This window comes from Herpetosiphonaceae bacterium, from assembly GCA_036374795.1.
GTDB lineage: Bacteria > Chloroflexota > Chloroflexia > Chloroflexales > Kallotenuaceae > LB3-1.
Map to the genome: position 1 here is coordinate 1 of DASUTC010000123.1, position 23,043 is coordinate 23,043.

Annotated in this window: 22 protein-coding genes and 3 tRNA genes; 15 read left to right on the top strand and 10 right to left on the bottom strand. The window is 62.9% G+C overall.

What is annotated here, in order from left to right:
- On the top strand, positions 1 to 126 hold a 126-nt coding region (locus tag VFZ66_08290; protein ID HEX6289177.1), incomplete at its 5' end, for a Fe-Mn family superoxide dismutase.
- Positions 127 to 316: 190 nt separating this feature from the next.
- Positions 317 to 1,489: a hypothetical protein gene (locus VFZ66_08295; protein HEX6289178.1), complete on the top strand. Its 1,173-nt coding sequence runs from the start codon at positions 317 to 319 to the stop codon at positions 1,487 to 1,489.
- A gap of 118 nt (positions 1,490 to 1,607) precedes the next feature.
- Here the strand turns inward: VFZ66_08295 and VFZ66_08300 are convergent, their stop codons facing one another.
- The 4 genes from VFZ66_08300 to VFZ66_08315 all read right to left on the bottom strand — a co-directional run bounded on the left by VFZ66_08300 (position 1,608) and on the right by VFZ66_08315 (position 4,073).
- On the bottom strand, positions 1,608 to 2,594 hold the full coding sequence (locus VFZ66_08300; protein ID HEX6289179.1) for an RluA family pseudouridine synthase: 987 nt from the start codon (positions 2,592 to 2,594) through the stop codon (positions 1,608 to 1,610).
- On the bottom strand, positions 2,584 to 3,117 hold the full coding sequence (lspA, locus tag VFZ66_08305) for a signal peptidase II (protein HEX6289180.1): 534 nt from the start codon (positions 3,115 to 3,117) through the stop codon (positions 2,584 to 2,586). Before lspA ends, VFZ66_08300 begins: the two co-directional genes overlap by 11 nt.
- A gap of 42 nt (positions 3,118 to 3,159) precedes the next feature.
- The gene (locus VFZ66_08310) at positions 3,160 to 3,552 is read right to left on the bottom strand and encodes a TraR/DksA C4-type zinc finger protein (GenBank protein HEX6289181.1); all 393 of its coding nucleotides are present in this window, start codon (positions 3,550 to 3,552) and stop codon (positions 3,160 to 3,162) included.
- A gap of 95 nt (positions 3,553 to 3,647) precedes the next feature.
- Positions 3,648 to 4,073, bottom strand: coding sequence for a hypothetical protein (locus tag VFZ66_08315; protein ID HEX6289182.1), 426 nt, complete (start codon positions 4,071 to 4,073; stop codon positions 3,648 to 3,650).
- A 201-nt stretch (positions 4,074 to 4,274) separates the two neighbouring features.
- On the opposite strand from VFZ66_08315, the gene VFZ66_08320 reads away from it, so the two are divergent.
- The 5 genes from VFZ66_08320 to VFZ66_08340 all read left to right on the top strand — a co-directional run bounded on the left by VFZ66_08320 (position 4,275) and on the right by VFZ66_08340 (position 10,542).
- Complete coding sequence (locus VFZ66_08320) at positions 4,275 to 5,606, top strand: TldD/PmbA family protein (protein ID HEX6289183.1); 1,332 nt, start codon at positions 4,275 to 4,277, stop codon at positions 5,604 to 5,606.
- Positions 5,607 to 5,802: 196 nt separating this feature from the next.
- Entirely contained in the window at positions 5,803 to 6,744 is a 942-nt protein-coding gene (gene mdh / locus VFZ66_08325; GenBank protein HEX6289184.1) for a malate dehydrogenase, read from the top strand.
- 170 nt (positions 6,745 to 6,914) lie between these two features.
- A complete protein-coding gene (locus VFZ66_08330; protein ID HEX6289185.1) occupies positions 6,915 to 7,523 on the top strand; it encodes an RNA polymerase sigma factor in 609 nt (202 codons plus the stop codon).
- A 28-nt stretch (positions 7,524 to 7,551) separates the two neighbouring features.
- Complete coding sequence (locus VFZ66_08335) at positions 7,552 to 9,288, top strand: GAF domain-containing sensor histidine kinase (protein HEX6289186.1); 1,737 nt, start codon at positions 7,552 to 7,554, stop codon at positions 9,286 to 9,288.
- Positions 9,289 to 9,330: 42 nt separating this feature from the next.
- Positions 9,331 to 10,542, top strand: a complete 1,212-nt coding sequence (locus VFZ66_08340; protein HEX6289187.1) for an MFS transporter — start codon at positions 9,331 to 9,333, stop codon at positions 10,540 to 10,542.
- Positions 10,543 to 10,630: 88 nt separating this feature from the next.
- On the opposite strand, the gene VFZ66_08345 is transcribed toward VFZ66_08340, so the two are convergent.
- On the bottom strand, positions 10,631 to 11,626 hold the full coding sequence (locus tag VFZ66_08345; protein ID HEX6289188.1) for an MBL fold metallo-hydrolase: 996 nt from the start codon (positions 11,624 to 11,626) through the stop codon (positions 10,631 to 10,633).
- A gap of 127 nt (positions 11,627 to 11,753) precedes the next feature.
- On the opposite strand from VFZ66_08345, the gene VFZ66_08350 reads away from it, so the two are divergent.
- Both VFZ66_08350 and rlmN read left to right on the top strand, forming a co-directional pair.
- A complete protein-coding gene (locus VFZ66_08350; protein ID HEX6289189.1) occupies positions 11,754 to 12,527 on the top strand; it encodes an inositol monophosphatase family protein in 774 nt (257 codons plus the stop codon).
- A gap of 62 nt (positions 12,528 to 12,589) precedes the next feature.
- Complete coding sequence (gene rlmN / locus VFZ66_08355) at positions 12,590 to 13,675, top strand: 23S rRNA (adenine(2503)-C(2))-methyltransferase RlmN (GenBank protein ID HEX6289190.1); 1,086 nt, start codon at positions 12,590 to 12,592, stop codon at positions 13,673 to 13,675.
- A gap of 144 nt (positions 13,676 to 13,819) precedes the next feature.
- Here rlmN and VFZ66_08360 read toward each other — a convergent pair whose 3' ends face one another.
- The 4 genes from VFZ66_08360 to VFZ66_08375 all read right to left on the bottom strand — a co-directional run bounded on the left by VFZ66_08360 (position 13,820) and on the right by VFZ66_08375 (position 18,512).
- Positions 13,820 to 14,581 carry a hypothetical protein gene (locus tag VFZ66_08360; protein HEX6289191.1) on the bottom strand — a complete coding sequence of 254 codons (762 nt, stop codon included), beginning with the start codon at positions 14,579 to 14,581 and terminating at the stop codon, positions 13,820 to 13,822.
- 1 nt (position 14,582) lies between these two features.
- Entirely contained in the window at positions 14,583 to 15,770 is a 1,188-nt protein-coding gene (gene trpB, locus VFZ66_08365; GenBank protein ID HEX6289192.1) for a tryptophan synthase subunit beta, read from the bottom strand.
- An 88-nt stretch (positions 15,771 to 15,858) separates the two neighbouring features.
- Positions 15,859 to 17,673, bottom strand: a complete 1,815-nt coding sequence (gene pepF / locus VFZ66_08370; protein ID HEX6289193.1) for an oligoendopeptidase F — start codon at positions 17,671 to 17,673, stop codon at positions 15,859 to 15,861.
- Between the two features lie 98 nt (positions 17,674 to 17,771).
- Entirely contained in the window at positions 17,772 to 18,512 is a 741-nt protein-coding gene (locus VFZ66_08375; protein HEX6289194.1) for a metallophosphoesterase, read from the bottom strand.
- 156 nt (positions 18,513 to 18,668) lie between these two features.
- Between VFZ66_08375 and VFZ66_08380 the strand changes: the two genes are divergently transcribed.
- The 3 genes from VFZ66_08380 (at position 18,669) to VFZ66_08390 (ending at position 18,968) form a co-directional block, all read left to right on the top strand.
- Positions 18,669 to 18,755, top strand: a tRNA-Leu gene (locus VFZ66_08380).
- Positions 18,756 to 18,767: 12 nt separating this feature from the next.
- Positions 18,768 to 18,843 (top strand) — tRNA-Val (locus VFZ66_08385).
- 49 nt (positions 18,844 to 18,892) lie between these two features.
- A tRNA-Phe gene (locus tag VFZ66_08390) sits at positions 18,893 to 18,968 on the top strand.
- 37 nt (positions 18,969 to 19,005) lie between these two features.
- On the opposite strand, the gene VFZ66_08395 is transcribed toward VFZ66_08390, so the two are convergent.
- Complete coding sequence (locus VFZ66_08395; GenBank protein ID HEX6289195.1) at positions 19,006 to 20,103, bottom strand: dipeptide epimerase; 1,098 nt, start codon at positions 20,101 to 20,103, stop codon at positions 19,006 to 19,008.
- Positions 20,104 to 20,402: 299 nt separating this feature from the next.
- Between VFZ66_08395 and VFZ66_08400 the strand changes: the two genes are divergently transcribed.
- The 3 genes from VFZ66_08400 to VFZ66_08410 all read left to right on the top strand — a co-directional run bounded on the left by VFZ66_08400 (position 20,403) and on the right by VFZ66_08410 (position 23,018).
- A complete protein-coding gene (locus tag VFZ66_08400; GenBank protein HEX6289196.1) occupies positions 20,403 to 21,449 on the top strand; it encodes a DUF4367 domain-containing protein in 1,047 nt (348 codons plus the stop codon).
- 230 nt (positions 21,450 to 21,679) lie between these two features.
- Entirely contained in the window at positions 21,680 to 21,892 is a 213-nt protein-coding gene (locus tag VFZ66_08405; GenBank protein ID HEX6289197.1) for a copper ion binding protein, read from the top strand.
- Positions 21,893 to 21,962: 70 nt separating this feature from the next.
- On the top strand, positions 21,963 to 23,018 hold the full coding sequence (locus tag VFZ66_08410; GenBank protein HEX6289198.1) for a Gfo/Idh/MocA family oxidoreductase: 1,056 nt from the start codon (positions 21,963 to 21,965) through the stop codon (positions 23,016 to 23,018).
- Positions 23,019 to 23,043 lie beyond the last annotated feature (25 nt).

A 23,043-nucleotide genomic window follows, 5' to 3' on the forward strand; every position in this document is an offset into this window, starting at 1 on the left:
ATCGACGTGTGGGAGCACGCCTACTATCTCAAGTACCAGAATCGCCGCCCTGAGTATCTTCAGGCCTGGTGGAACGTGGTAAACTGGGACGAGGTCAGCCGACGTTTCGAGCAAGCGGGCCGCTAGGTGGACCAGGGAGTCAGGATGTGCAACGGCAGGGGTGGAAGCCTGCCGTTGTTGGTTTAATGGCCCGCTATGCCGGGGTCTGGCAAGGCTCCCAAACGATGGCATCCCGTGCCATTGACGCGATCTCGGAAGTATGCGACGATGCGCGATGAGAACATCAACCAGCAAGATGCAACCTGATCGATAGCTTATGATCCGTCGACGCCGCCTGAAACACCGCAGCACGTCTGCGCAGCCTGTAGCGCCTGTAGCGCCGTCCAATCCGAGCGAAGAGATCCAGCGCGCGCTGCGGCTCGGCTGGGCCGTCGCCGAAACCTTCGGGCGGCTGCGGGTCTACCAGCCCGAATACGCCAGCAAGCGCAACGATCCGCACGAGCTGCCGCGCTTCTCGTACTCCAACGGCGATCTCAGCGGCGCGCAGCGCCTTGAGGTCAGCTACCGCCAGCTCGTTGAGCTATCCGCCGCGCTCAAGCTACAGCCGCCGGAGATCGCGGATCTGGCCCACTTCACCGCCGACACGGTGCCCGCGCTGAGCACCGAGCAAAAAAAGCAGATTCACGGCGCGCTCGAAGCCTGGAGCCGCACCGCCTGGATTCAGCTCAACGTCCGGTCGGCGGCGCTGGGACGCGCTATGACCTACGGCGGCAGCATGGCCGACACCTACTGGTACATGGCACAGCCAGCCGAATCGGCGTTTCTCAGCGGGCGACAATCCGCCGAGGCCTTGCTCCGTCCGCATCGGCTCCAGCGCATTCAGGAGCGCATGGCCGAGCTGAACGAAGCTTTCAGCGACGAGCTTTGCAGCGCGATCGGGCATAGCATCGAAGCCTGGAAGTGGGACGCGCAAAAAGAGGCATGGACCACGGCAAACGAGTGGAGTCAGGTGGGCGTCGCGGTGCAGGGCCGTCCGGCGCGCACACCAGCGCAGCAGATCCACTTCAATCTCTTTCGCCAGGTGCGCACCTGGCGCGACCTGCTCTTCGCCTCGCGGCAGCCGTCGGACTACGTAAGCCCCGGCTTTCGCCGCCGCGCCAACCTGCTGGCCGGAACGATCACCATCCTCATGGTGCTGCTCATCGCCGTCGCGGTCGGCTTTCTGGTCTTCTCGGTCTTCAGCCTGGCGCTGGTCGCCGTCGATCGGCTCAACATCGGCTCGCAGGTGCAGAGCGAGTTCATCGAAGCGATCTCGGTCTTTCTCAGCCTCGTGTCGACCCTGGCGATCGTGATCGCCAGCCTGCTCTCGCGCGCATCGACGGCGGTACATCAGTTCGACACCTGGCTGGAAAACACGATCGTCCAGCGCTCGATCCAGCGCGCCACCACGATCCCCTGGGACGAGCCGCCGCGTAAAACAGCCGAGTAGCGGAGGAAGTTTCAGGTTCCAGGTTTCGAGTTTCAAGTTTCGAGTTCATTTCCCCGATCCCTGGCCCGTGACCCCTGATCCCTCGGTCCTTTGTGCTTTTGTTCCTTTGTTCCCTTGTTCAATCGTCCTGCGGCAGCCACCAGGGCGTGGCCGAATCGAACGAGTCGCTCGTGCCGCTGCCGTAGCGTGCGTGAAGCTGATCGAGGACCGTTTGCAGATCGGCGGGGAGCGGCGACACACACTCGATCCACTGGCCGTCCAGGCGGGTAAAGCCCAGCCGATGCGCGTGGAGAAACTGGCGCTTCAGGCCAAGCTGCTGCGTGCCCCGGCGCGAGCCGTAGAGCGGATCGCCGACGACGGGATGATGCTTGTGGGTGAAATGCACGCGAATCTGGTGGGTGCGTCCGGTTTCCAGCTTGGCCTCGATCAGACTGTAGGGGCCGAGGATATCGCAGGTGCGGTAGTGCGTGCGCGCCGGGCGTCCGCTCTGGACGATCGCCATGCGCAGCCGATCGGTGGGATGCCGATCGATCGGCGCGTCGATCGCGCCCTGCGGCTCCTTGAAGTGTCCTTCGATCAGCGCCAGATAGATCTTGAGCATCTGCCGCGCCTGCTGCTGGTTTTGGAGATGCGTCTTGGCGCGATCGTTCTTGGCGACGACCAGCAACCCCGACGTGTCGCGGTCGATGCGATGGACGATGCCAGGCCGCAGATCGTCGCCGATCTGCATCGTCGGGTAGTGGTAGAGCAGTGCATTGACCAGCGTACCCGTCGCGTGGCCGGGCGCGGGATGCACCACCATGCCCGCCGGTTTGTCGACGACCAGCAGGTCGGCGTCCTCGTAGATGATCGTCAGCGGAATATTTTCGGCGACGATGTCGGTCGGCTGCGGCAGCGGCAGCGTCACGCTGATCTCGTCGGCGGGCTGCACCGCGTAGCTCGGCTTGACCACCTTGCCGTTGACGCGAACATGCGCGTCGCCGATCAACTGCTGGACGTACGAGCGCGACGTATCGGGCAACACCTGTGCCAGATAGCGATCGAGCCGGATGCTGGCATGCTCCGGCCCGGCAACCAGATACAGCGGCTCAAGCTCAGCGCCCATCTTCGGCCTCGATCGTCGGCGCGACCCGTGGCGGAGGCGAGCGATCTTCGGATTGCGCCAAAAAGATTGCCATCACAAACACGCCGACCACAATACATGAGTCGGCGACATTGAAGACTGGAAAGCGGCCATCGAACGTCTTGATGAAATCGACGACGTAGCCGAAACGAATCCGATCGACGACATTGCCGAGCGCGCCGCCGACGATCAGGCCCAGGCTCAGCGCCAGCCAGCCGTGATCTTCGGGCACATGCTTGAGATAAAAATGGATCGCCACCGCGACGATCACGATCGAAGTGATCGTGAAGAGCTGGGGCACGCCGCTGAACAGGCCAAAGGCCACGCCCGTGTTCTGGATATACGTCAGCTCCAGCCAGTTATCGATGATCGGCAGATCGCCGGTGTAGGGCTGCGGCCAGGTGCGCAGCACCCAGGCTTTGCTCAACTGATCGACGAGAAGGACAACGGCGGCAATGACCGCAGGGATCATCAGCCGCCGTCCAAGCACATAGTGTTGATTCATAGTAGCGTTACACCAACGTCCAGCGTGCAAACATGCGCGCGGCTAGCCCACCGTGCGAGTCGTCCCGCCCTCCTGCTCATCGCGCTCACGCTGGTGTTGAATACAGAGTGTCGCCAGAGGCCGCGCCTCAAGCCGCTCGATCGGGATCGGCTCACCGCCCACCTCACAGATGCCATAGGAGCCTGCGTTCATCAGCTCCAGCGCGTGGTCGATCTGCTGAATCTCGCGCTGCAACTGCGCCTCGATCGCCAGGCCGCGCTCGCGGGTAAAGAGTTCGGTGGCGTCTTCCGCAGGATGGTTTTTGATCCCGTAGCTATCCGATTGATCGACATTGACGGTTTCGGCATCCAGGCTCGCCAGCTCATTCTGAAGCGATTGGCGCATATCTTCTAAGCGGCGGCGGAAATGGTCAACGTCGAGCTGTGGCTGTGCCATAGCCATCCTCCTTTAAGAGATTATAGCATGGGTTGCAGAAATAAAGGGCCGCAGACGGAACGATCGCCCGCCTGTGGCCCGTCTGCGGAAGGCGTCTAGTAGCCGGCGGGTGGTGTTCGTGGCGCGAGTGTAATCTCAAGCAGCTTGCTCACGCCCCAGCCGATCAGCAGATAGACCGCGATGGCGATCAGGTCGGAGAACTCGACGCGCGCGCCCTGCTCGTTGAAGAGCGGCAAGAATGGCGCGACGAACGGCTGTGTCACGCCCAGGATCAGCGCGCCAAAGCCGGTATCGACATTCGCGCCCATCAGCAGCAGCAAAAAGCGCAGCCCGATCAGCGCGACGATCAGCCCTGTGATAAACCAGACCACCTGCTTCGCGCGATAGAGCGTGCCAAGCTGGCGCTCGGCGGGCGTCGGATCGATATGCATCCGCTGCTCAACCCTGGTCGCGTCTGCTCCCTCCGGCGTCTGCACGATCTCTTCCTGCACGACGCGACGATCATATGGCTCTTGTTGCATATTTAACCTCCTGGTCGGACGTGAGCGAAAAAGGTATGTAGACGTATAGCAGAAAATATGCCAGCTTCCTAAGTTCCAAGTTTCAAGTTCCAAGTTTCAAGTTACGAGTTTCTTTGTTCCGTTGCTCACCCCTTCGTTCTTTGTTCTTTGTTCTCCGCTCTGCTATCATGCTGGTATCCGCATGGTGAAAGGATTGCAACCATGATTGGCTCTGATGCCATCCGCCGCATAACGGATCGCGTGCTCTCAGCGTCGCCCGCCGATCAGACCGAGGTCGTCGTCATCGCGGGCGCGGAGCAGCTTACCCGCTTCGCCAACAACGAAATCCATCAGCATGTTTCGGAGACGAACGCGCAGATTCGCATTCGCGCCGTGATCGGCCAGCAGATCGGCGTCGCGGTGACAAACGAGCCGGCGGAGGACAGCCTTCAGCGCGCGCTGGAGGCCGCCGTGGAGATCGCCATGCACCAGCCGCCCAACCCCGATTTTACGTCGCTGCCCAGGCCCCAGCCGATCACGCCGGTCGAGGGCTGGAGCCAGATCACCGCAGCCTGCACGCCGCAGCGCCGCGCCGACGATGTCGCGACGATCATTCGGCTGGCCGAGGCTCAGGGCTTGATCGCCGCCGGAGCCTACTCGACGACCACGCGGGAGCTTGCCGTCGCCAACTCGCTGGGCGTGTGGGCCTACCATCCCGGCACGTATGCGCAGATCAGCACCGTCGTCATGGGCGAGGCGTCGGGCTGGGCTGCCGCCACCAGCCGCGACAGCGACGAGATCGACGCCGAGGCGATCGGACGCGAGGCATGCGACAAAGCGATCCGCTCGCGCAATCCGCAGCCGCTCGCGCCGGGGATCTATCCCGTGGTGCTGGAGCCGTACGCGGTAGCCGAGATGATGGCCTACCTGAATATGATCGGCTTTGGCGCGCTGGCGCTGCAAGAAGGGCGCTCGCCGCTGGAAATAGGCGCGCAGCAGGCTGCGTCGCTGGTGACGATCTACGACGACGGCTCCGATCCCACGGGCTTGCCGCTGCCCTTCGACTACGAGGGCGTGCCCAAGCAGCCGGTCCAGTTGATCAAAAAAGGCATCAGCACGGGCGTGGTGTACGACACCCAGACGGCGGCCAAAGACCACACGCGCTCGACCGGCCATGCGCTGGCCGCGCCCAACAGCTTCGGCCCGCTGGCGCTGAATCTGTTTCTCAAGCCCGGCGGCACGCCCAAGGCAGCGCTGATCAAGGGCATCGAGCGCGGCGTGTACGTCACGCGCTTCCACTACGTCAACATCGTCCATCCCAAGCAATCGCTGCTCACGGGCATGACGCGCGACGGCACGTTTCTGATCGAGAACGGCGAGATCGCGGGTCCGATCCACAACCTGCGCTTCACTCAGAGCGTGCTCGAAGCGCTGCGCGGCGTGCAGGACATTAGCCGCGAGACGGTGCTGGATCGCGATTTCACGGGCGCGAGTTGCCGCGCTCCGGCGCTCAAGATCGGCGCGTTCAACTTCAGCAGCGCGACGGAGTTTTAAGAACCAAGAACCGGGTGCCTGCGGGTGCCCTGTGGGCATGGGCGCCCGGTCCAGGGTGAGGGCCTGAACTCGAAACGCAAAGCTCGAAACGTGAAGAACAGTACACGCATGGTTGCTCGTTGTTCCCGGTTTTTCCGCTCTCCGTCTGATAACGTATGCTAGAATAGCCAGGCCAACCGAAGGAAGGAGTTTTCGTATGCGTAAGAAAGTGACAATCATCGGGGCGGGCTTTGTCGGCTCGACCTGTGCCCATTGGATTGCATCAAAAGAGCTAGCCGATGTCGTGCTGGTCGATATTGTCGAGGGGATTCCGCAGGGCAAGGGCCTGGATCTGCTCGAAGCGGGGCCGATCGAAGGCTTCGACATTAGCATCGTCGGCACCAACGGCTACGAAGAAACCAACAACTCCGACGTCGTGATCCTGACATCGGGAGCGCCGCGCAAGCCGGGCATGAGCCGCGAGGATCTGCTCAAAGTCAACGCCGAGATCACTTCAAGCAACATCGAGAAAGTGGTCAAGACCTCGCCCAACGCTCACATCATCGTCGTCAACAACCCGATGGACACGATGGCCTACCTGGCCTACAAAGTTTCGGGCTTTCCGCGTGAGCGCGTGATGGGCCAGGGCGGCGTGCTGGATGCCGGGCGCTACCGGACCTTCCTGGCGCAGGAGGCGGGCGTGTCGGTGGAGGACGTACAGGCGATGCTGATGGGCGGCCACGGCGACGAGATGGTCCCGCTGCCGCGCTACACCACGATCTCCGGCATTCCCGTCACCGAGTTCATCTCGCAGGAGCGGCTGCACGCGATCGTCGAGCGCACCAAGAAAGGCGGCGGCGAGATCGTCCAGCTGCTCAAGACCGGCAGCGCCTACTACGCGCCATCAGCGGCGACCGTCCAGATGGTCGAGGCGATCTTGAAGGACAAGAAGCGCGTCCTGCCCGCATCGGCCTACATGCAGGGCGAGTACGGCCTCAACGACATCTTCTTCGGCGTGCCCGTCAAGCTGGGCGCGAACGGCATCGAGCGGATCATCGAGCTGCCGCTGACCGACGAGGAGAAGGCCGGCGTCGAGAAATCGGCGGCGCTGGTGCGCGATAGCATCAACGCGCTACCCGAAGAGTACCGCAGCCGCTAAGCCTCCTGATACATCCGATAGGCTGGCGCTCCCGTATAGAGCTTGATAGCCCTGGCCTGCGAACGTGAGAATCCTCTCACGTTCGCTATTTTTTCGTTTCTTGACATTTTGAGCTATGAGCGGGCATCGCTGCCATGCTATACTATTTGTTAACTAGGATGGAGGGTTGTTTGTCAGGTACTACTGACCAACACAACAGCACAACAGCCGAGGACGCTGCTCGGCTCACCGCCATTGCAAAAGGCGACATGTCAGCGCTCGAGTCGCTTTTTATGAAATATCAAGCCGCAGTCTATCAAACGGCGCTCGGCGTCACCCGCGATCCACAGGTCGCCGAGGAAGTACTCCAAGACACCTTTTTTCGGTTGTACCGTCACGCAGGTAGGCTGGATGGTTCGCTGCCGTTAGCCCCATGGCTCTACCGGGTCGCCATCAATCTTTGTTACAATCGCCTCAAGGGATTGCGTGCATGGACAGACTCGTTCCATGAGCTAGCCGAGCGGCTGTTTACGCCAAGCAGTACATCGCCGGAGCGTGCTGCCGAACGGAACGAGCTGCAAGCGCTCGTACAGTCGGCACTGGCAGAGCTGGACCCCAAGCACAGGGCCGTGCTGGTGTTGTACTATCTCCATGACTACGCAGTGCATGAGATCGCCGAGATTACAGCGGTGCCCGAAGGTACCGTCAAATCGCGGCTGTTTCACGCAAGAAAACTGCTCAGACAGCACCTGGAGCAGCGCTACGGCGCGACCGAGCTGTTAGTGCCAGATCCCGCATAGCTATGCTTACCATCATTTCGGGAGATCTATGGCCGCGGGTTTTGCTGCACTCCGCTCCACGACAACTCAGATCCTCGGCGGCGATCGGCTCTATGCCGTTGCGCGCTGGATCCTGCTGGTGCTGCTGTTTGGCGCGTCGACGCTGCTTCACGGTTTAGAGCTACTTCCAGTCCCCTCACCGCATCCGTTCGGCCAAGTGTTCTGGGGCTACGCCGCGTTTTCGGTCGTCGCCGGTATCCTGGTCATCACGCCGCGAGCGCAGCGGATCATTCCGTGGTTCTATCTGCTCGATCTGCTGTGGCTGGCGGCGCTGGCCTTCGCCGGGCCGGGATCGGCCTACGGCTATACCTCGCTGTTTATGCTGCCGCTGGTCGCGGCGGCGTTTCGGCTCAAGCGGGTCAACGTCCTGGCGATGAGCGTCGTCGCGGTCATTCTGTCGATCGCGCTTCAGTTCAAGCCGCACACCTCGATCGAGATCCTCAGCTTCACCAGCCAGGGCGTGATGTTCGGCGTATTGCCCTGGCTGTGTAACCTCCTGTCGGAGCAGTGGACGATCGATAATCGGCACCGCGTCGCGCAGGCGGAGCAGCAATCGGCGCAGGCGCTGGCCCATGCCGAGGCGTACCGCGACCGCATGCGCGCCCTGTACGAGGCTGCCGTCTCGCTCAGCACCAGCGCGCATCCACGTACCGTGCTCGAAACGATCTTGAACGAGATGGTCCGAGTGGTGCCGTATCAGACCGGCGCGATCTTGCTGCCGACCGGCGAGCTGAACGAGGTGCATGTCGCGACCGGGCGTAACCTGCAAGCTGCCGAGATGAATGCGCGGTTTACCGTCGGCGGCGGGACGCTGGGCACGATCATACGCGGCGGCGACGGCGGTATCCTGAACAACGCCCATGCCGAGGCGGAGCTTGCCAGCCTGCCCTCGATCAGCGGACGCCGCGCGGTGCTGCTGCTACCGCTGCGCTCGGCGCGGCGCACCTACGGCCTGGCGCTCTTCGCCAGCGACACCGTACAGTTCGATCTTGAGCAGATGGAGATGGCGACGACCCTGATCAGCTATGGTCTGGTGGTGCTGCAAAATGCGCAGTTGATCGCCGAGATCCGCACCGAGCGCAACAACCTGCTCGCTCGCGAAGAAGAAGTGCGCAAGCAGCTCAACCGCGATCTGCACGACGGACCGGCGCAGGCGCTGGCCGCGATCACGATGACGCTGGGCTTCATCAAGCGGCTGTACGAAAAAGAGCCGGAGCGCGTCGTGCCGGAGCTGGACAAGCTGGCGCAGCTTGCGCAGCGGGCTAACCACGAGGTGCGCACACTGCTCTTCGAGCTGCGTCCGCTGGTGCTCGAAACCCAGGGCTTGCTGCCGACGCTTCAGCAGTACCTTGAGCGCTTCGAGCCGAACAGCAACACGCCGGAGATCATCCTTGAGGGCGGCGAATCGATCGGCCCGCTGACCAAGCGCGTCCAGGGCACGCTCTTCAACATCGTGCAGGAGTCGGTCAACAACGCGATCAAACATGCCCAGGCCAAGCACATCTGGATTCGCATCCAGAAGCAGGGCGACGATGTTCTGCTATGTGTTCAGGACGACGGCAAAGGCTTCGATCTGCAAAGCGTCAAAGCCTCATACGATCAGCGCGGCAGCTTCGGCCTGCTGAGCCTGGAAGAGCGCGCTCGGCTGGTCGGCGGCTCGGCTGAGATCATCTCGGCGCCAGGAGCCGGAACCACCGTCCGAGTCGGCGTGCCGCTGGAAGGCTAGCGCTCACCAGAAGCTTGCTGCTTCGTGGTATGATGCAGCGCTATGGTGACAACAATCTCTGCAACACCTCGTTTATCTCGTGGACGACTGGCAACTCTGGTTGCCAGTCGTTTCGTGCTCAACGCCATCTTTCGCATCGCCTATCCGCTCGTGCCGTTTGTCGCCGCGCGCTTCAACGTCACCATCGAGCAGGCGACCTGGATCGTGACGATCCAGGTCTTGTTCGGGCTGGCTAGTCCGCTGGGCGGCTGGCTCGGCGATCGGATCGGCTACCGCATGACCATGCTGCTGGGCCTGGGCGCGACGCTGATCGGGACGCTGGGGATTACGGCAGGGCCCAGCCTGGGGCTGTTGATCGCGGCATACGGCGCATGCGGCCTGGGCGTGTCGCTGTATCAGCCCGCAGTTCAGGCATATGTGAGCGCGCTCACATCGTATCAGCAGCGAGGCCGCGCCGTGGGGCTGATCGAGATGTCGTGGGCGCTGGCTGGCATCGCCGCCGTGCCGCCGCTGACCTGGCTGGTGCAGAGCCAGCAAAGCCTGGCTGGAACGTTCTTGATCCTGAGCGGCTGCATCGGCGCGATCATCGTGATCGCCGCGCTCGCGCTGCCCGACGAGGCGACGCATCTGCACGCCGACGGGGCTGCGGGGCCGTCGTTCTTAAGCGTGGCGCGCAGACCAGGCGTGCTGGGCTTGTTCAGCTTTTTGTTTCTGGCGCTCGGCGGCTGGGAGGTGCTGTTTATCGTGCAGGCTCCGTGGGCAACCGAGCGCTTCAACGCCTCGCTCACCGATCTGGGAACCGCCGCCTTCGTCTTCGGCATCGGCGAGCTGTTCGGCTCGATCGGCTCGACGCTCTTCACCGATCGGCTCGGCAAGCGGCGAGCGGCAACCTTAAGCTTTGTGATCGCCGCGCTCCTGTTCCTGGCACAGCCCTTCGTCAGCGTCAACTGGACGAGCTATCTGGTCTGCTACATGCTCTTCGCAATCTTCGTCGAGTTCGCGATCGTCGCCTCGCTGACGCTCGCCACAACGGTCAGCACCGTAGGCCGCGCGACGGTCATGGCGCTGGTGGTGACGGCGATCCAGGTCAGCCGCGCGATCGGCTCGCAGATCGGCGTGCCCGTGCTGGCGGCATCATCGCTCTTCGTCAACTGCCTGATCGCCGCCATCCTGACGCTGATCGGCGTGGGCATTGCGCTGCGATACGTACACGAGGACGAGAACAAAGAACAAAGAACAGAGAACAAAGGATAAAGTTTAACCTCTCTGTTCTTTGTTCCGGGTGCCATGCGGGTGCCCTTAGGGCATGGGTACCCGGCGTCTTTGTTTGTTCCGTTGTTGCCTACCTCACGCGATACACGATTGGCAGCCCAGCCAATCGCTCGATCTGGCCCTGCGCTGCCAGATAATCGAGATGCGACAGCGTCTCACCGATCGCGAACTGCACCTGATGCGGCGAGAAGTCACCCATTGGAAAGACGCGGGTGGCGACCTCAAAGGCCGTGCTGCTCGCTCCGAGCGCCGCGACGATCTGCTCCAGACGCGCGGCGTGATGCTCGGATAGCTCGTGCAGCCGACCGGGCAGATCGGTGAAGACCGGGCCGTGTCCTGGCAGCACCACAGCGACATCGAGCGACTCAAGCGCCGCAAAGCTGCGCAGGTAGCGTCCGAGCGGATCAGGGCGGGTGTGGGGCAGAACGCTGATGTTGGGGCTGATCCGGGGCAGCACGTGATCGGCGGCGATCAGCGTGCGCGTGGACGGCTCGTACAGGCAGAGATGCTCGTCGGCATGGCCCGGCAAGACTAGCGGCTGAAACGGTCGGCCCGCGAGCAGCAGCGGCTCCGATGCGATCGTGTACTCCGCGCCTTCATCGATCGCGAGCGCTTCAAGCGCCGTCACGTCGGGCAGCGGCTGCGTCATCTGCTGCGTCGCGTGGGCGCGACGAGCCACGGCTACCGCCAGTGCTTCGGGCGTGCCATGCGCTTGAAAGAGCGCGCTCAGCTCGTACCCCGTCCGCTCGCCGTCGCTCCACACATCGTACACCGATCGCGCCTCGGCGGGTGTCATCAGCACGGGCGCGTCGCTGAGCCGCTGCCACCAGCCTGCCAGACCCGCATGATCGGGGTGGTAGTGGGTCACGCAGATCGCGCGAATGTCGGCGGGCCGCAGCGACCAGCGGGCGAGCGCCGCCTGCCACGCCTCAAGCGCGGGCGGCCAGTGAATGCCGGTATCGATCAGCGCCCAGCCGTCGGGGCCGCGCACCAGATAGCAGTTGACGATCTTGAGCGGAAACGGCAGAGGGATTTCAACCTGTATAATGTCAGGAGCGACAACCATACTGGCTCCTTTTCAAGGCATACTGTGTGCTTAGTGCGCCATCAGGCCGGGGGTGTGGGAGTGTTCCCCAAACTTCCCTTTCTGAAGCGAGCGTGGCTAAGTCTAGCACACACCAGGAAAATCGTTTATGGAATTGCAGCAGATCCGCACATGGGCGCGCGAGGCAGGCGCGATCGGCCTCAAATACTACAACGCGGTTGAAGCGCGGCGCAAGCCAGACCGCAGCTATGTGACCGCCGCCGACGAGGAGATCGAGCGCTTGCTGCGTACACGGATCAAGGCGAGCTATCCCGATCATGGCGTGCTCGGCGAGGAAGAGGGCCAGCATAATATCGACGCAGAGTATCTCTGGGCGCTCGATCCCATCGACGGCACCGGCGCGTTCGTCAGCGGGCTGCCGATCTGGGGCATCTCGATCGGGCTGCTCCGGCGCGGCCATCCGATCCTGGGCTGCTTCTACATGCCCGTGCTGAATGAGTGGTACGAGGTCGACCTGGAGGGTCCGGCGCTCTTCAACGGGCAGCCCGTGGAGGTGATGCGCGAGGGCTTGCTCGATCCCGAAGCCTGGATCTGCGTGCCGTCGAACATTCACCGCCGCTACACGATCAACTATCCCGGCAAGGTCCGCTCGTTCGGCTCGATGGCGGCCTACGTCTGCTATGTCGCGCGGGGCATCGCCGCCGGAGCGCTGATCGGGCAGCCTAAGCTCTGGGATATTGCGGCGGGCATGGCGATGCTTGAGCGGGCCGGTGGTGGCGCGCGCCTGCTGCGATCGGGCGCGCCCCTCGACCTGCGGCAGATGTTGACGGGCCGCGCCGCGCCGGAGCCGGTCGTCGTCGGCTCGCCTGAGGCCGTCGAGCTGCTGCTTGATCGCATCAAGATGCGCGAGCGCCGCTGGTGATCGCGGGTAGCCGCAGTTATGTCTAGTATTTGGTACAATACACCGTGATGCTGAACGAATCAATGACCATCACGCTCGAACCGAATCGAGCGATTAATCTCTACGATCTGACGCTGCCGCAGCTTGGCGAGCTGATGCAAAGCTGGGGCCAGCCCGCGTTTCGCGCCAAACAAATCTTCACCCAGCTCTACCGCAACCTCGTGCCATCCTTCGACGCGATGACGGATCTGCCGCTGACGCTGCGGGAGCGGCTGAAGGCCGAGACGCAGCTAGGCGCGCTTCAGCTTAGCCGCGAGCAGACCGCAGACGACGGCGATACGCGCAAAGTGCTCTGGCGCTTGCCCGACGGCAACGTGCTTGAGTCGGTGCTGATGCTCTACCCCGACCGCGCCACGGTCTGCATTTCGACGCAGGCGGGCTGCGCGATGGGCTGTGTCTTCTGCGCGACCGGGCGCATGGGCCTGCTGCGCAACATCACGCCCGGCGAGATCGTGGAGCAGGCCTTGTACTTTGCGCGCGGGCTGCGCAACGGCAGCTTCGACGCCACGCATCGTCACGATCATATCACCAATCTGGTCTTCATGGGCATGGGCGAGCCGTTCGCCAACTACGATCGGTGGTGGGCCAGCGTCGAGCAGTTGCACCACCCGCAGGGATTCAACCTGGGCGCGCGCAACCTGACGGTTTCGACGGTGGGCCTGGTGCCCGGCATTCGTCGTCTGGCAAGCGAAAAGATCCCGATCAATCTGGCGATCTCGCTGCACGCGCCCAACGACGAGCTACGCTCCGCGCTGATGCCGGTCAATCGCAAGTATCCGATCCGCGATCTCATGGCTGCTACAGAGGAGTACATCGACAAGACGCACCGCCGGGTCAGCTTCGAGTATGTGCTGCTGCAAGGCCAGAACGACTCGGTGGAGCTGGCACGGCAGCTAGCCGATCTGATCCAGGGTATGCTCTGCCACGTCAACCTGATCCCGTGGAACCCGGTGCCTGGCGCTCCGCTCCAGCGCTCGCATCGCAAACAGATCGAGGCGTTCCAGAACGTGTTGATCGAGCGCGGCATTCCCTGTACCGTGCGCATGGAGCGCGGCGTCGCGATTGCCGCAGCGTGCGGACAGCTTGCAGCCGTGCCGCAGGCAGCGTAGCGGCAGGATTAAACCAACCATCCCGGCGGGTATGGGCACAGCCGTGCCGTGCCCTGGGCGTGATCGTCAAGGTTTACACATTAATCGGGATCGAATCGTAGGGGCGAGGCGGTGCCTCGCCCTCGTCGATCCGTCAGGTCGCCCCTACGTGGTCTGGTCAGGAAGCTCCTCAAGCTGCGCCCTCAGCGCGGCGATCCGCTCGTGGCTGCGGCGCACCGCCCGCCCGATTGAAAACCACTCGGCGTTGTCGGCGGTTTCTTCTTCCAATCCCTGCGTATAGCGCATCATAAACAGATCCGTATCGATGCCCCGCTCGACCTCGAACACGTCCAGGTTTTGCGAAAGCTGCCCGATCAGCGTGCGCTCCCTGGCGATCTCCCGCTCGATCTCGTCGCGGTCGAGCTGTGCGGTTGCCTGCTCCGGCTGCGGCGGATCAGTGTCGCGCTCGCCGACATTGCAGACCGCCTTAACTCCGGGCAGATACAGCAGGCCAAGCAGCGGCGCGCTGGTGATCGGAATCAAGGCCATGATCCGCTCGAACGCGCACAGGAAGATCAGCGACAAACACGCCGTAAAACCGATCGCGATTGTCGCGTAGTCCCACGCATTCCAGGTGCGGCGGAACAGCGCGGCGGCGACAAAGGCAAAGACCGCCGCAGCGGCGAAGGCGTAGCCCATATCAACGGCCACACCGCCAGCGTAGTCCCAGCCTTGCATCGCGCGCTCAATATCACGCTGAGCCAGCAGTGCTTGAACCCGGCTCAGCACGCCGCGCCGCTCTGACCAGCGCATGATGCCGAGCGTCAGCCAGCCGAGCATCGCCAGCACCGCGTAGCCCAGCGCCACCCCCCACCACCCCGGATGCGACGACCACTCCTGCGGACGTGCCTCGTGTACATCAGCCATACTAGATCGCCACTCCAAGCTGATCGGCAACCGTGAAAATATCCTTATCGCCCCGACCCGACAGATTCACCAGCACGATCATGTCGGCGTCCAGCGTCGGCGCGAGCTTGAGCGCCTCGGCGATGGCGTGAGCCGACTCCAGCGCGGGGATAATGCCCTCGGTGCGGCATAAGACCTGAAACGCATCCAGCGCCTCGTCGTCGGTTGCCAGCGTGTAGCTCGCCCGACCCGTGTCGTGGAGCATCGCGTGCTCCGGCCCGATCGAGGCGTAGTCCAGACCGGCGGAGACTGAGTGCGTCAGCGCGATCTGGCCGTCGTCGTCTTGCAGCACGTAGGAGTAGGTTCCTTGCAGCACGCCAGGACGGCCACCGGCGAAGCGCGCGGCGTGCTTCTGGGACTCCACGCCCAGGCCGCCGGCTTCGACGCCGCGCAGCGCAACGCCGGTATCGTCGAGGAACGGGTGAAAGATGCCGATCGCGTTCGAGCCGCCGCCGACACAGGCGATCACGACATCCGGCAGCCGTCCGACCAACTCCTGCATCTGTGCCCGCGCCTCGTGCCCGATCACCGACTGAAAATCGCGGACCATCGTCGGGTAGGGGTGCGGGCCGAGCGCCGATCCGAGCAGGTAGTACGAATCGGGATTTGTCACCCAGTCACGCATGGCCTCATTGATCGCGTCTTTGAGCGTGCAGGAGCCGCTATTCACGCCGCGCACCTCAGCGCCGAGCAGCCGCATCCGAAACACATTCGGCCTCTGGCGGGCCATGTCCTCGGTGCCCATGTACACGACACAATCCAGGCCCAGCAGCGCGCAGACCGTCGCGGTCGCCACGCCATGCTGTCCCGCCCCGGTTTCGGCGATCACGCGCTGCTTGCCCATGCGCCTGGCGAGGAGGCCCTGGCCGAGCGCATTATTGATCTTATGCGCGCCGGTATGCGCCAGGTCTTCGCGCTTGAGATAGATCTGCGCGCCGCCGCAGTGCTCGGTCAGCCGCGCCGCGAAGGTGATCGGCGTGGGACGACCGGTATAGGTCTGCTCAAGGCGGCGCAGCTCGGCAAGAAACGCAGGGTCGGCCTGCGCCTCGGCATAGGCGCGCTCAAGTTCGAGGATCGCCGGCATCAGCGTTTCGGGCACGTACTTGCCGCCATACGCGCCAAACCGACCGGCAGTGGTAGGAGTTGCCATAGTACATCCCTCAGGCAATACAAATGCTTGCAGCAACCCCAGGTCGGTGGTCGCTGCAAGCATTATACCCATGTGCGATGAAGCTAAGCTACTTCACGTCGGCGGTCAGCTCTTCCATGCGCGCGACAAGCTCGCCAAAGACCTCGCACGCCTGCTGGACCGGCTCAGGCGAGGCCATATCGACGCCCGCATCGCGCAGCAGATCGATCGACGTTTTGGAGCTACCGCCCTTCAGGAAGTTGAGATAGCGCTCGACGGCGGGCTGTCCCTCGCTCAAAATCTGCTTCGAGAGCGCCGCCGACGCCGCGATGCCGGTCGCATACTTGTAGACGTAGAAGTTCGAGTAGAAGTGCGGAATCCGCGACCACTCAAGCGCGATCTGCTCATCGGATACCACATCGGGACCGTGATAGCGCTTGGTTAGCTCATAGTAGAGTTCGCTGAAGCGATCGGCGGTCAGCGCCTCGCCAGCCTCGGCGCGGCGATGTATATCGTGCTCGAACTCGGCGAACATCACCTGGCGGAACATCGTGCGGCGGAAATCTTCGATGCGGTGATTGATCAGATAGAGCTGAAGATTGCGATCGTCGGTGTTCTGGAGCATATGCTCGACCACCAACGCCTCGTTGAGCGTCGAGGCAACCTCGGCGACAAAGAGCGTGTAGTGGCCGTAGGTGTACGGCTGCGTGCGGCGGGTGTAGAACGAGTGCATCGAGTGGCCCAGCTCGTGCGCCAGCGTAAACATGCTCTCCAGATTATCCTGAAAGTTCATCAGGATAAAGGGCTGGCTGGTGTATGCGCCATAGCTGAACGCGCCTGAGCGCTTGCCCTCGTTCTCGTAGACATCAACCCAGCGCCCATCGTACAGGCCGTGGCGCATCGCCGAGACGTAATCGTTGCCGAGCGGCTCCATGCCCGCCAGCATCATCTCACGCGCCTGAGCGTAGGTGTATTTGGCCTCGACATCGCCGATCAGCGGCACGTAAATATCGTACATATGCAGCTCGTCGAGCTTGAGCAGGCGCTTGCGCAGCCGCATATAGCGGTGGAGATGATGCAGGTTGGCGTTGATCGTGTCGACCAGATTGGTATAGACCGCCAGCGGAATAGCGTCGGGATCGAGCGCGGCCTCGATCGACGATCCATAGTTTCGCGCCTTGGCATAGAACATGTGCGTACGAATATGGCTGGACAGAAGCGTGCCCGTGGTGTTGCGCACCTTGCCGTAGGTATCGTACATCGCCTCGAACGCAGAGCGGCGGACATCGCGATTTTTGCTCTCCATCAGCCGCAGGTAGCGGCCCTGGCTCAGCTCGATGTCGTTGCCCTCTTCGTCTTTGATGACCGGAAACTTGATGTCGGCGTTGTTCAGCATCTCAAAGACCGACTCGGGCGCGCGGGCGATCTCGCCTGTCTCGGCCAGCAGCGCCTCGACCTCGGCGGAGCGGATATGATCGCGCTGCCGTCGCAACTCCTTCAGCGCATGCTCGTACACGCGCAGCTCGGCGATCGAGGCCAGAAACTCACTCAAGCGCTCATCGGACACCGCCAGAATCTCCGGCTCGAAGAAGGCTGTCGCCGCGCCCAGGCGCACGTGCAGGCTGGATGCTCGATCGAAGAGCGCCTGATACCGCGAGTTTGCCGTGTTCTCGGACTGGCGTAGATAGGCATAAATGTACAACTGCTCGATCAGCTTGTTGGCCTCGTCGCGCTGCTGAAACGCATCCAGCATCGATTCCGCATCCTGGCCGATCATGCCGGCAAGCTGCGACAGTTGCGGGATCAGCTCCTCAAGCCGCTTGAAGTCTTGCTCCCACTGCTCATCGTTGGCATAAAAGCTTTCCAGGTTCCAGGTGTATTCCAGGGGTAGCTCATGTCGCTTGGGTACAGCACTCGTCGCCACGGCGCACTCCTTTATCGGTATATCTGCATATCACGAACAACAGTACTATTGTACACGAGACGGGTCCGGTTTTGGATCGATCGAATTGCGCGGGCCGCTCAGCCGCCAAAGCTGCGCTCGGCAACCTGGCCCGCCGCGTCGACGATCAGCGAGGGCACGAAATTGAGAAAATCGCAGCTTGTGAGATGATAGCGCACGCCGTCGCGAATACCCTGCACGGCCAGGTTCCAGTCGGCGCGGCGGTGGAGGTGTCCATAGACACAGAAGGTTACTCCGGCGGCGGCAAGCATCTCGGCAAAGCGCGTTGGCCGCCCATCGGGGTAGAAGGGCGGGTAGTGCAGCAGCACGCCGATCGGCTTCGTCTCCTCGGATAGCCGCTGCGCCGCAGCCAGCGCGCGCTCCAGGCGGCCTAGCTCGCGGTTGTAGATCCGCTCGTCTGTTTCGGGGTTGAAGGTCGGGTGGCCGGGCGTGAGCCAGGCGCGGGTCCCGCACAGCACCCAATCGCCGCACACCACCGCGTCGGCCTCCACCAGCGTCATGCTCGGCGGCAGCTCGGCGCGACGCTTGCGGGCAGTATCCCACCAGTAATCGTGGTTGCCCTTAGTCAGCACCTTGTGGCCGGGCAGCCCGGCTATCCAGCGGAGATCGACCAGCGCTTCTGGCAGCTTGAGCGCCCAGGAGTTATCGCCCGCGAGCAGCACGAAATCGTCATCGGCCACGCGGTCGCGCCACGCGGCGGCGATGCGCTGGGGATGGTCGCGCCAGCGCTCGCCGAAAACGTCCATCGGCTTCGGCGCGGCAAACGATAAATGCAGGTCGGCGATAGCCCAGATGCGCATAGTGGCTACATTGTAACATCAGTTCCGGGGGAGCGTGGGAACAAAGGAACAAGAGAACAAGGGAACAAAGGGAGCGGAGGAAGCTCTCTGTTCTGTGCTCTTCAAAAATCGCCCTTGACAAAGCCGACAGGGCTTGTATAATACGCACGCATCCAGGCCGAGGTGGCGGAATTGGCAGACGCGCTACTTTGAGGGGGTAGTGGGGGCAACCCCGTAAGGGTTCAAGTCCCTTCCTCGGCACCAATGTTACCTTGTGGGCGATTAGCTCAGTTGGTAGAGCGCTTCGTTTACACCGAAGATGTCAGGGGTTCGAGTCCCTTATCGCCCACCATGTGTAACCAAACAACCGATAGCGCCAGTCGGAAGTCGGCGCGGGGCATGCCAAGGTAGCTCAGTTGGTAGAGCACACGCCTGAAAAGTGTGGGGTCACCAGTTCGATCCTGGTCCTTGGCACCAACAAGAAGGCCAGTCACGTTGTGACTGGCCGTTGTGTTTAACTCAGCAGATCCTCGATGGGATCGACGCCGTGACCCGCGCTGACATGGCCGATCGAGAGCGTGCCGCCGTGTTGCAGCCAGCCGCCGCGCAAGGGCTGCTCGGCCATGAACATCGGTGTATCGAGATCCACGAACGAGAAGCCGCCCAGGCCCGCCGCGAAATGTGCGCTCATATTCATCGCCAGCAGCGTCTCGACCATCCCGCCGATCATCAGGCCGATCCCAGCCGCCTTGCAGATCGCCGCGATCGAGAGCGCCTCGACCACACCCGACTTCATCAGCTTGATATTGACGACATGCGCCGCGCGCTCCTGGGCGATACGCAGCACATCTTCCGCAGTTGTCACCGACTCATCCGCCGCGACCGGCGTTGCGCCTGCGCGTGTCACCTGCGCGAGGCCATCGAGATCGTAGCGTGTCACCGGCTGCTCGAACAGCGCGATCGGAATATTAGCCGCGCGCAGGTGTTCCAGCAGCGCGAGCGCGCCTGATGCGTCGTAGCCGCAGTTGCCGTCGAGCACCAGCGGCGCGTCGGGCACGGCGGCATGGATCGCCGCGATTCGCGCGAGGTCGAGATCGGGCGAGCCGCCGATCTTGATCTTGATCGTCCTGATACCGCGCGCGGCGATCGAGCGAGCCGACTGTGCCGCATGCTCGATCGACCCGGCGGTAATCGTCATATCAGTCTCTAGCTCGGTACACGCGCCGCCGAAAAAGGCCCAGAGCGGAATGCCCGCCTGCCTGGTCAGCGCGTCGAGCAGCGCCGTTTCGAGCGCGCAGCGAGCGGCGGCGGCCTTTGGATCGGCGGCCTTTAGCTCAAGCGCGAGCGCGCGCCACTGCCGCGCATCACGGCCAAGCACCAGCGACCGAAGCGACTCAAGCGCGGCCAATGTGCTCGCCTGAGTCTCGCCGGTGACGGCAGGAAAGGGCGCGGCCTCGCCGTAGCCGCGCGTACCGTCGGAGAGCCGCACCTCAAGCAGAACGTTGTGGGCAACCGGCTGTGCGCCCGTCGCAATCGCAAACGGCTCGATCAGCGGAACATCGAGAGGGCCGAAACGGAGATCGGCGATCGTGGTGGGCGTGGTGGCGTGCATACGGCTCCTTCTAGGGAACAAAGAACAACGAAACAAAGAACAAAGCGGAGAACAAAGGAACAAGGGAACAAGCGAACAAAACGGCTAACTGCCTTGTTCCTTTGTTCCTTTGTTCCCTTGTTCCCTACGCTGGCTACAGCCATGATAGCGATCTGACAGCGCGATGAGTAAGTCCTACCAAAAATGAACGAAATCATCATAGACGCATCACACCGCAAGTATACCCTTGCCGCGCGGTTTGCGCTATCGTTGAGGAGCAAGATTAAGCAACGCATCACCCCCCTTGCAAGGAGATATTCATGCCTGTCCTGCATCGATCGCATCGCCGAATGTATCCCATCTGGATCGGCTTGCTCGTCGCGCTGCTGCTCAGCGCCTGCGGCGCGCCAGCCGCGCCCTCACCATCACCAGCGCCTTCGGCATCGCCCTCGCCCGCAGCAGAAACACCCACGGCGCCCCAGACTAGCCAGGAGCCGACAGCGGCGACAGAGCCGCCAACGCCCCAATCCGCTGCATTCGCCTACCTCTGGCCGACCAAACTCCCCGCCGGATTCGAGATCCGCCCCGCCGGATCTTCCATAGATTCCAATATGTTTACGCTTGAACTCCACAACACCGCCGACAAATCGAGCGCTTTGCTGGTCGGCGGCAAAGCCAGCCCTGCGGCAGAGCCGCCCACCGACGCGGGACAGCGCGCAGAAGTCACCGTGCGCGGTGTCAAAGGCATGGCCTACCAGCGCGGCGCGGGCTACAGCCTCTACTGGGAAGAGCAGGGCACGCCCTACGCCATCATCGGCGGCCTCAGCCTCGACCAGAACAAGGCTATCACCGAGGCGCTTCAGAGCGTCGATTTCAGCACCTGGGAGAGCAACTTAGCCGAGGTCAGCGCTGGTGGTGGAGCCAACCCGCCCGCCGGTGGAGATACAAACCCGCCGCTCGACCCGACGCCACCGCCGCAGTTGGACGCCGTTCCCTACCTCTGGCCGATGAAACTCCCCGAAGGGCTGGCGATCGATCCTACACGCTCCTCGGCGGATCAGAGCGGCTTTTCCCTCGACTTCCGCAGCACCAGCGGCACGGAGCCGATCGCGTCGCTGGTTGGCGGCAAGGGCAGCCCCGCGAGTCAGCATCCCACCGACGCGGGACAGCGCGCAGAAGTCACCGTGCGCGGCGTGAAGGGCCTGGCCTACCAGCACGGCGCGGGCTACAGCCTCTACTGGGAAGAGCAGGGCACGCCCTACGCCATCATCGGCGGCCTCAGCCTCGACCAGAACAAGGCTATCACCGAGGCGCTTCAGAGCGTCGATCTTGCCACCTGGCAATCGCGCCTGGCGGAGATCAAATAGCATCGAGCGAGGCCACGATGCTAAAGCCATTCTCACCATCAATCAGCCAGGCTGCGCAGCTACGCGGCCTGGCTTGCTTTTTGCCAGCTCCCCGCGCCGCAGATCACACGCAGCAGCTATGCGCCACTTACATGCCCGATATAGGCGATCTAGCGCATTGTTGGCACGTCTGATGCGGGGTAAGATCCTATCAGCGAACAGCATCAAATACCACAAGGAGACAGGCTACCATGACCAAGGAATTCAATGTTCCGGCGATTTCTTGCCAGCACTGCGTCAACGCGATCACCAAAGAAGTGACGAGCCTCAGCGGCGTCCAGAACGTCAAGGTCGATCTCGGCAGCAAGCGCGTCAGCGTTCAGGCCGACGATCAAGTCTCGACCGACGCGATCGTCAACGCGATCAACGAGGCGGGCTACGACGACGTAACAGTGCTGAATTGATCTGGCGCGCTTTCACAATCGCATCTGGTAGGGGCGGAGTGGACTCCGCCCCTACGAAGGCCAGCATGATATGACCATCGGAGTGATTGGCACAGGCTGGAGCACGCGCGTCCAGATCCCGGCGTTTCGCGCCGCAGGATTAGAAGTCGTCGCGCTGGCCGGGCGCAACCGCGACAAAACGCGGCGGCTGGCTCAGGAGCAAAACGTCGGCTTTGCCACGGACGACTGGCGCGATGTGCTCCGGCGCGACGAGGTCCGGCTTGTCAGCATCGTCACACCGCCTAATCTGCACAAAGAGATGGCGATCGCGGCGCTTGAGGCGGGCAAGCATGTCGTGTGCGAAAAGCCGATGGCGCTGGACGCCAACGAAACGAAGGCGATGGTTGAGGCGGCCCGGAGGCACAGCCAGCTCTTCACGCTGATCGATCACGAGCTACGCTGCCTGCCGTCGCTGCACCTGGCGCGGCGGCAAATCCAGAGCGGCAGCCTGGGAGCGCTACGCCACGTCGAGGCGACGATCATCGGCAGCTCACGGAGCGATCCGAGCCGTCCGTGGACATGGTGGAGCGACGCGGAGCAGGGCGGCGGTGTGCTCGGCGCGCTCGGCTCGCACATGATCGATCAGATCCGGTTCTTGCTCGGCCCGATCGCCGCCGTCAACGGGCTGACCCACATATGTATTCGCGAGCGTCCCGGCGATACCGGCCCCAGAGCGGTGACAGCCGACGACTACAGCGCGCTGCTGCTGCGTCTGGCGAATGGCGTGCCCGGCACGATCACCATGAGCGCAGTTGCGGGCGTCGCCGAGCCAACACGCATGACCGCGCACTTCGAGCGCGGAGCGCTGCGTATCGAAGCGGGACGGCTCTTGCTCTCGGAGGGCGGTAGCGACTTCCGCGATCTCACGCCCACCGACTCGGTCGATATTCCTGACGAGCTGCGCGGCGGCGAGTTTCCACGCGGCTCGGTGTATCTGGGCCACGCGCTCAAGCGGGCGCTGAACGGCGACCTCACGGCGCTGGCGGAGGCGGCAACCTTCGTCGACGGCGATCGGGTGCAGCGCATTCTGGACGCGGCACGTCGCTCAAGCGCGACCAACGGCGGATGGATTGGCATAGAGGATTAAGCGCGGCGAGACTGATGCTCGCTGT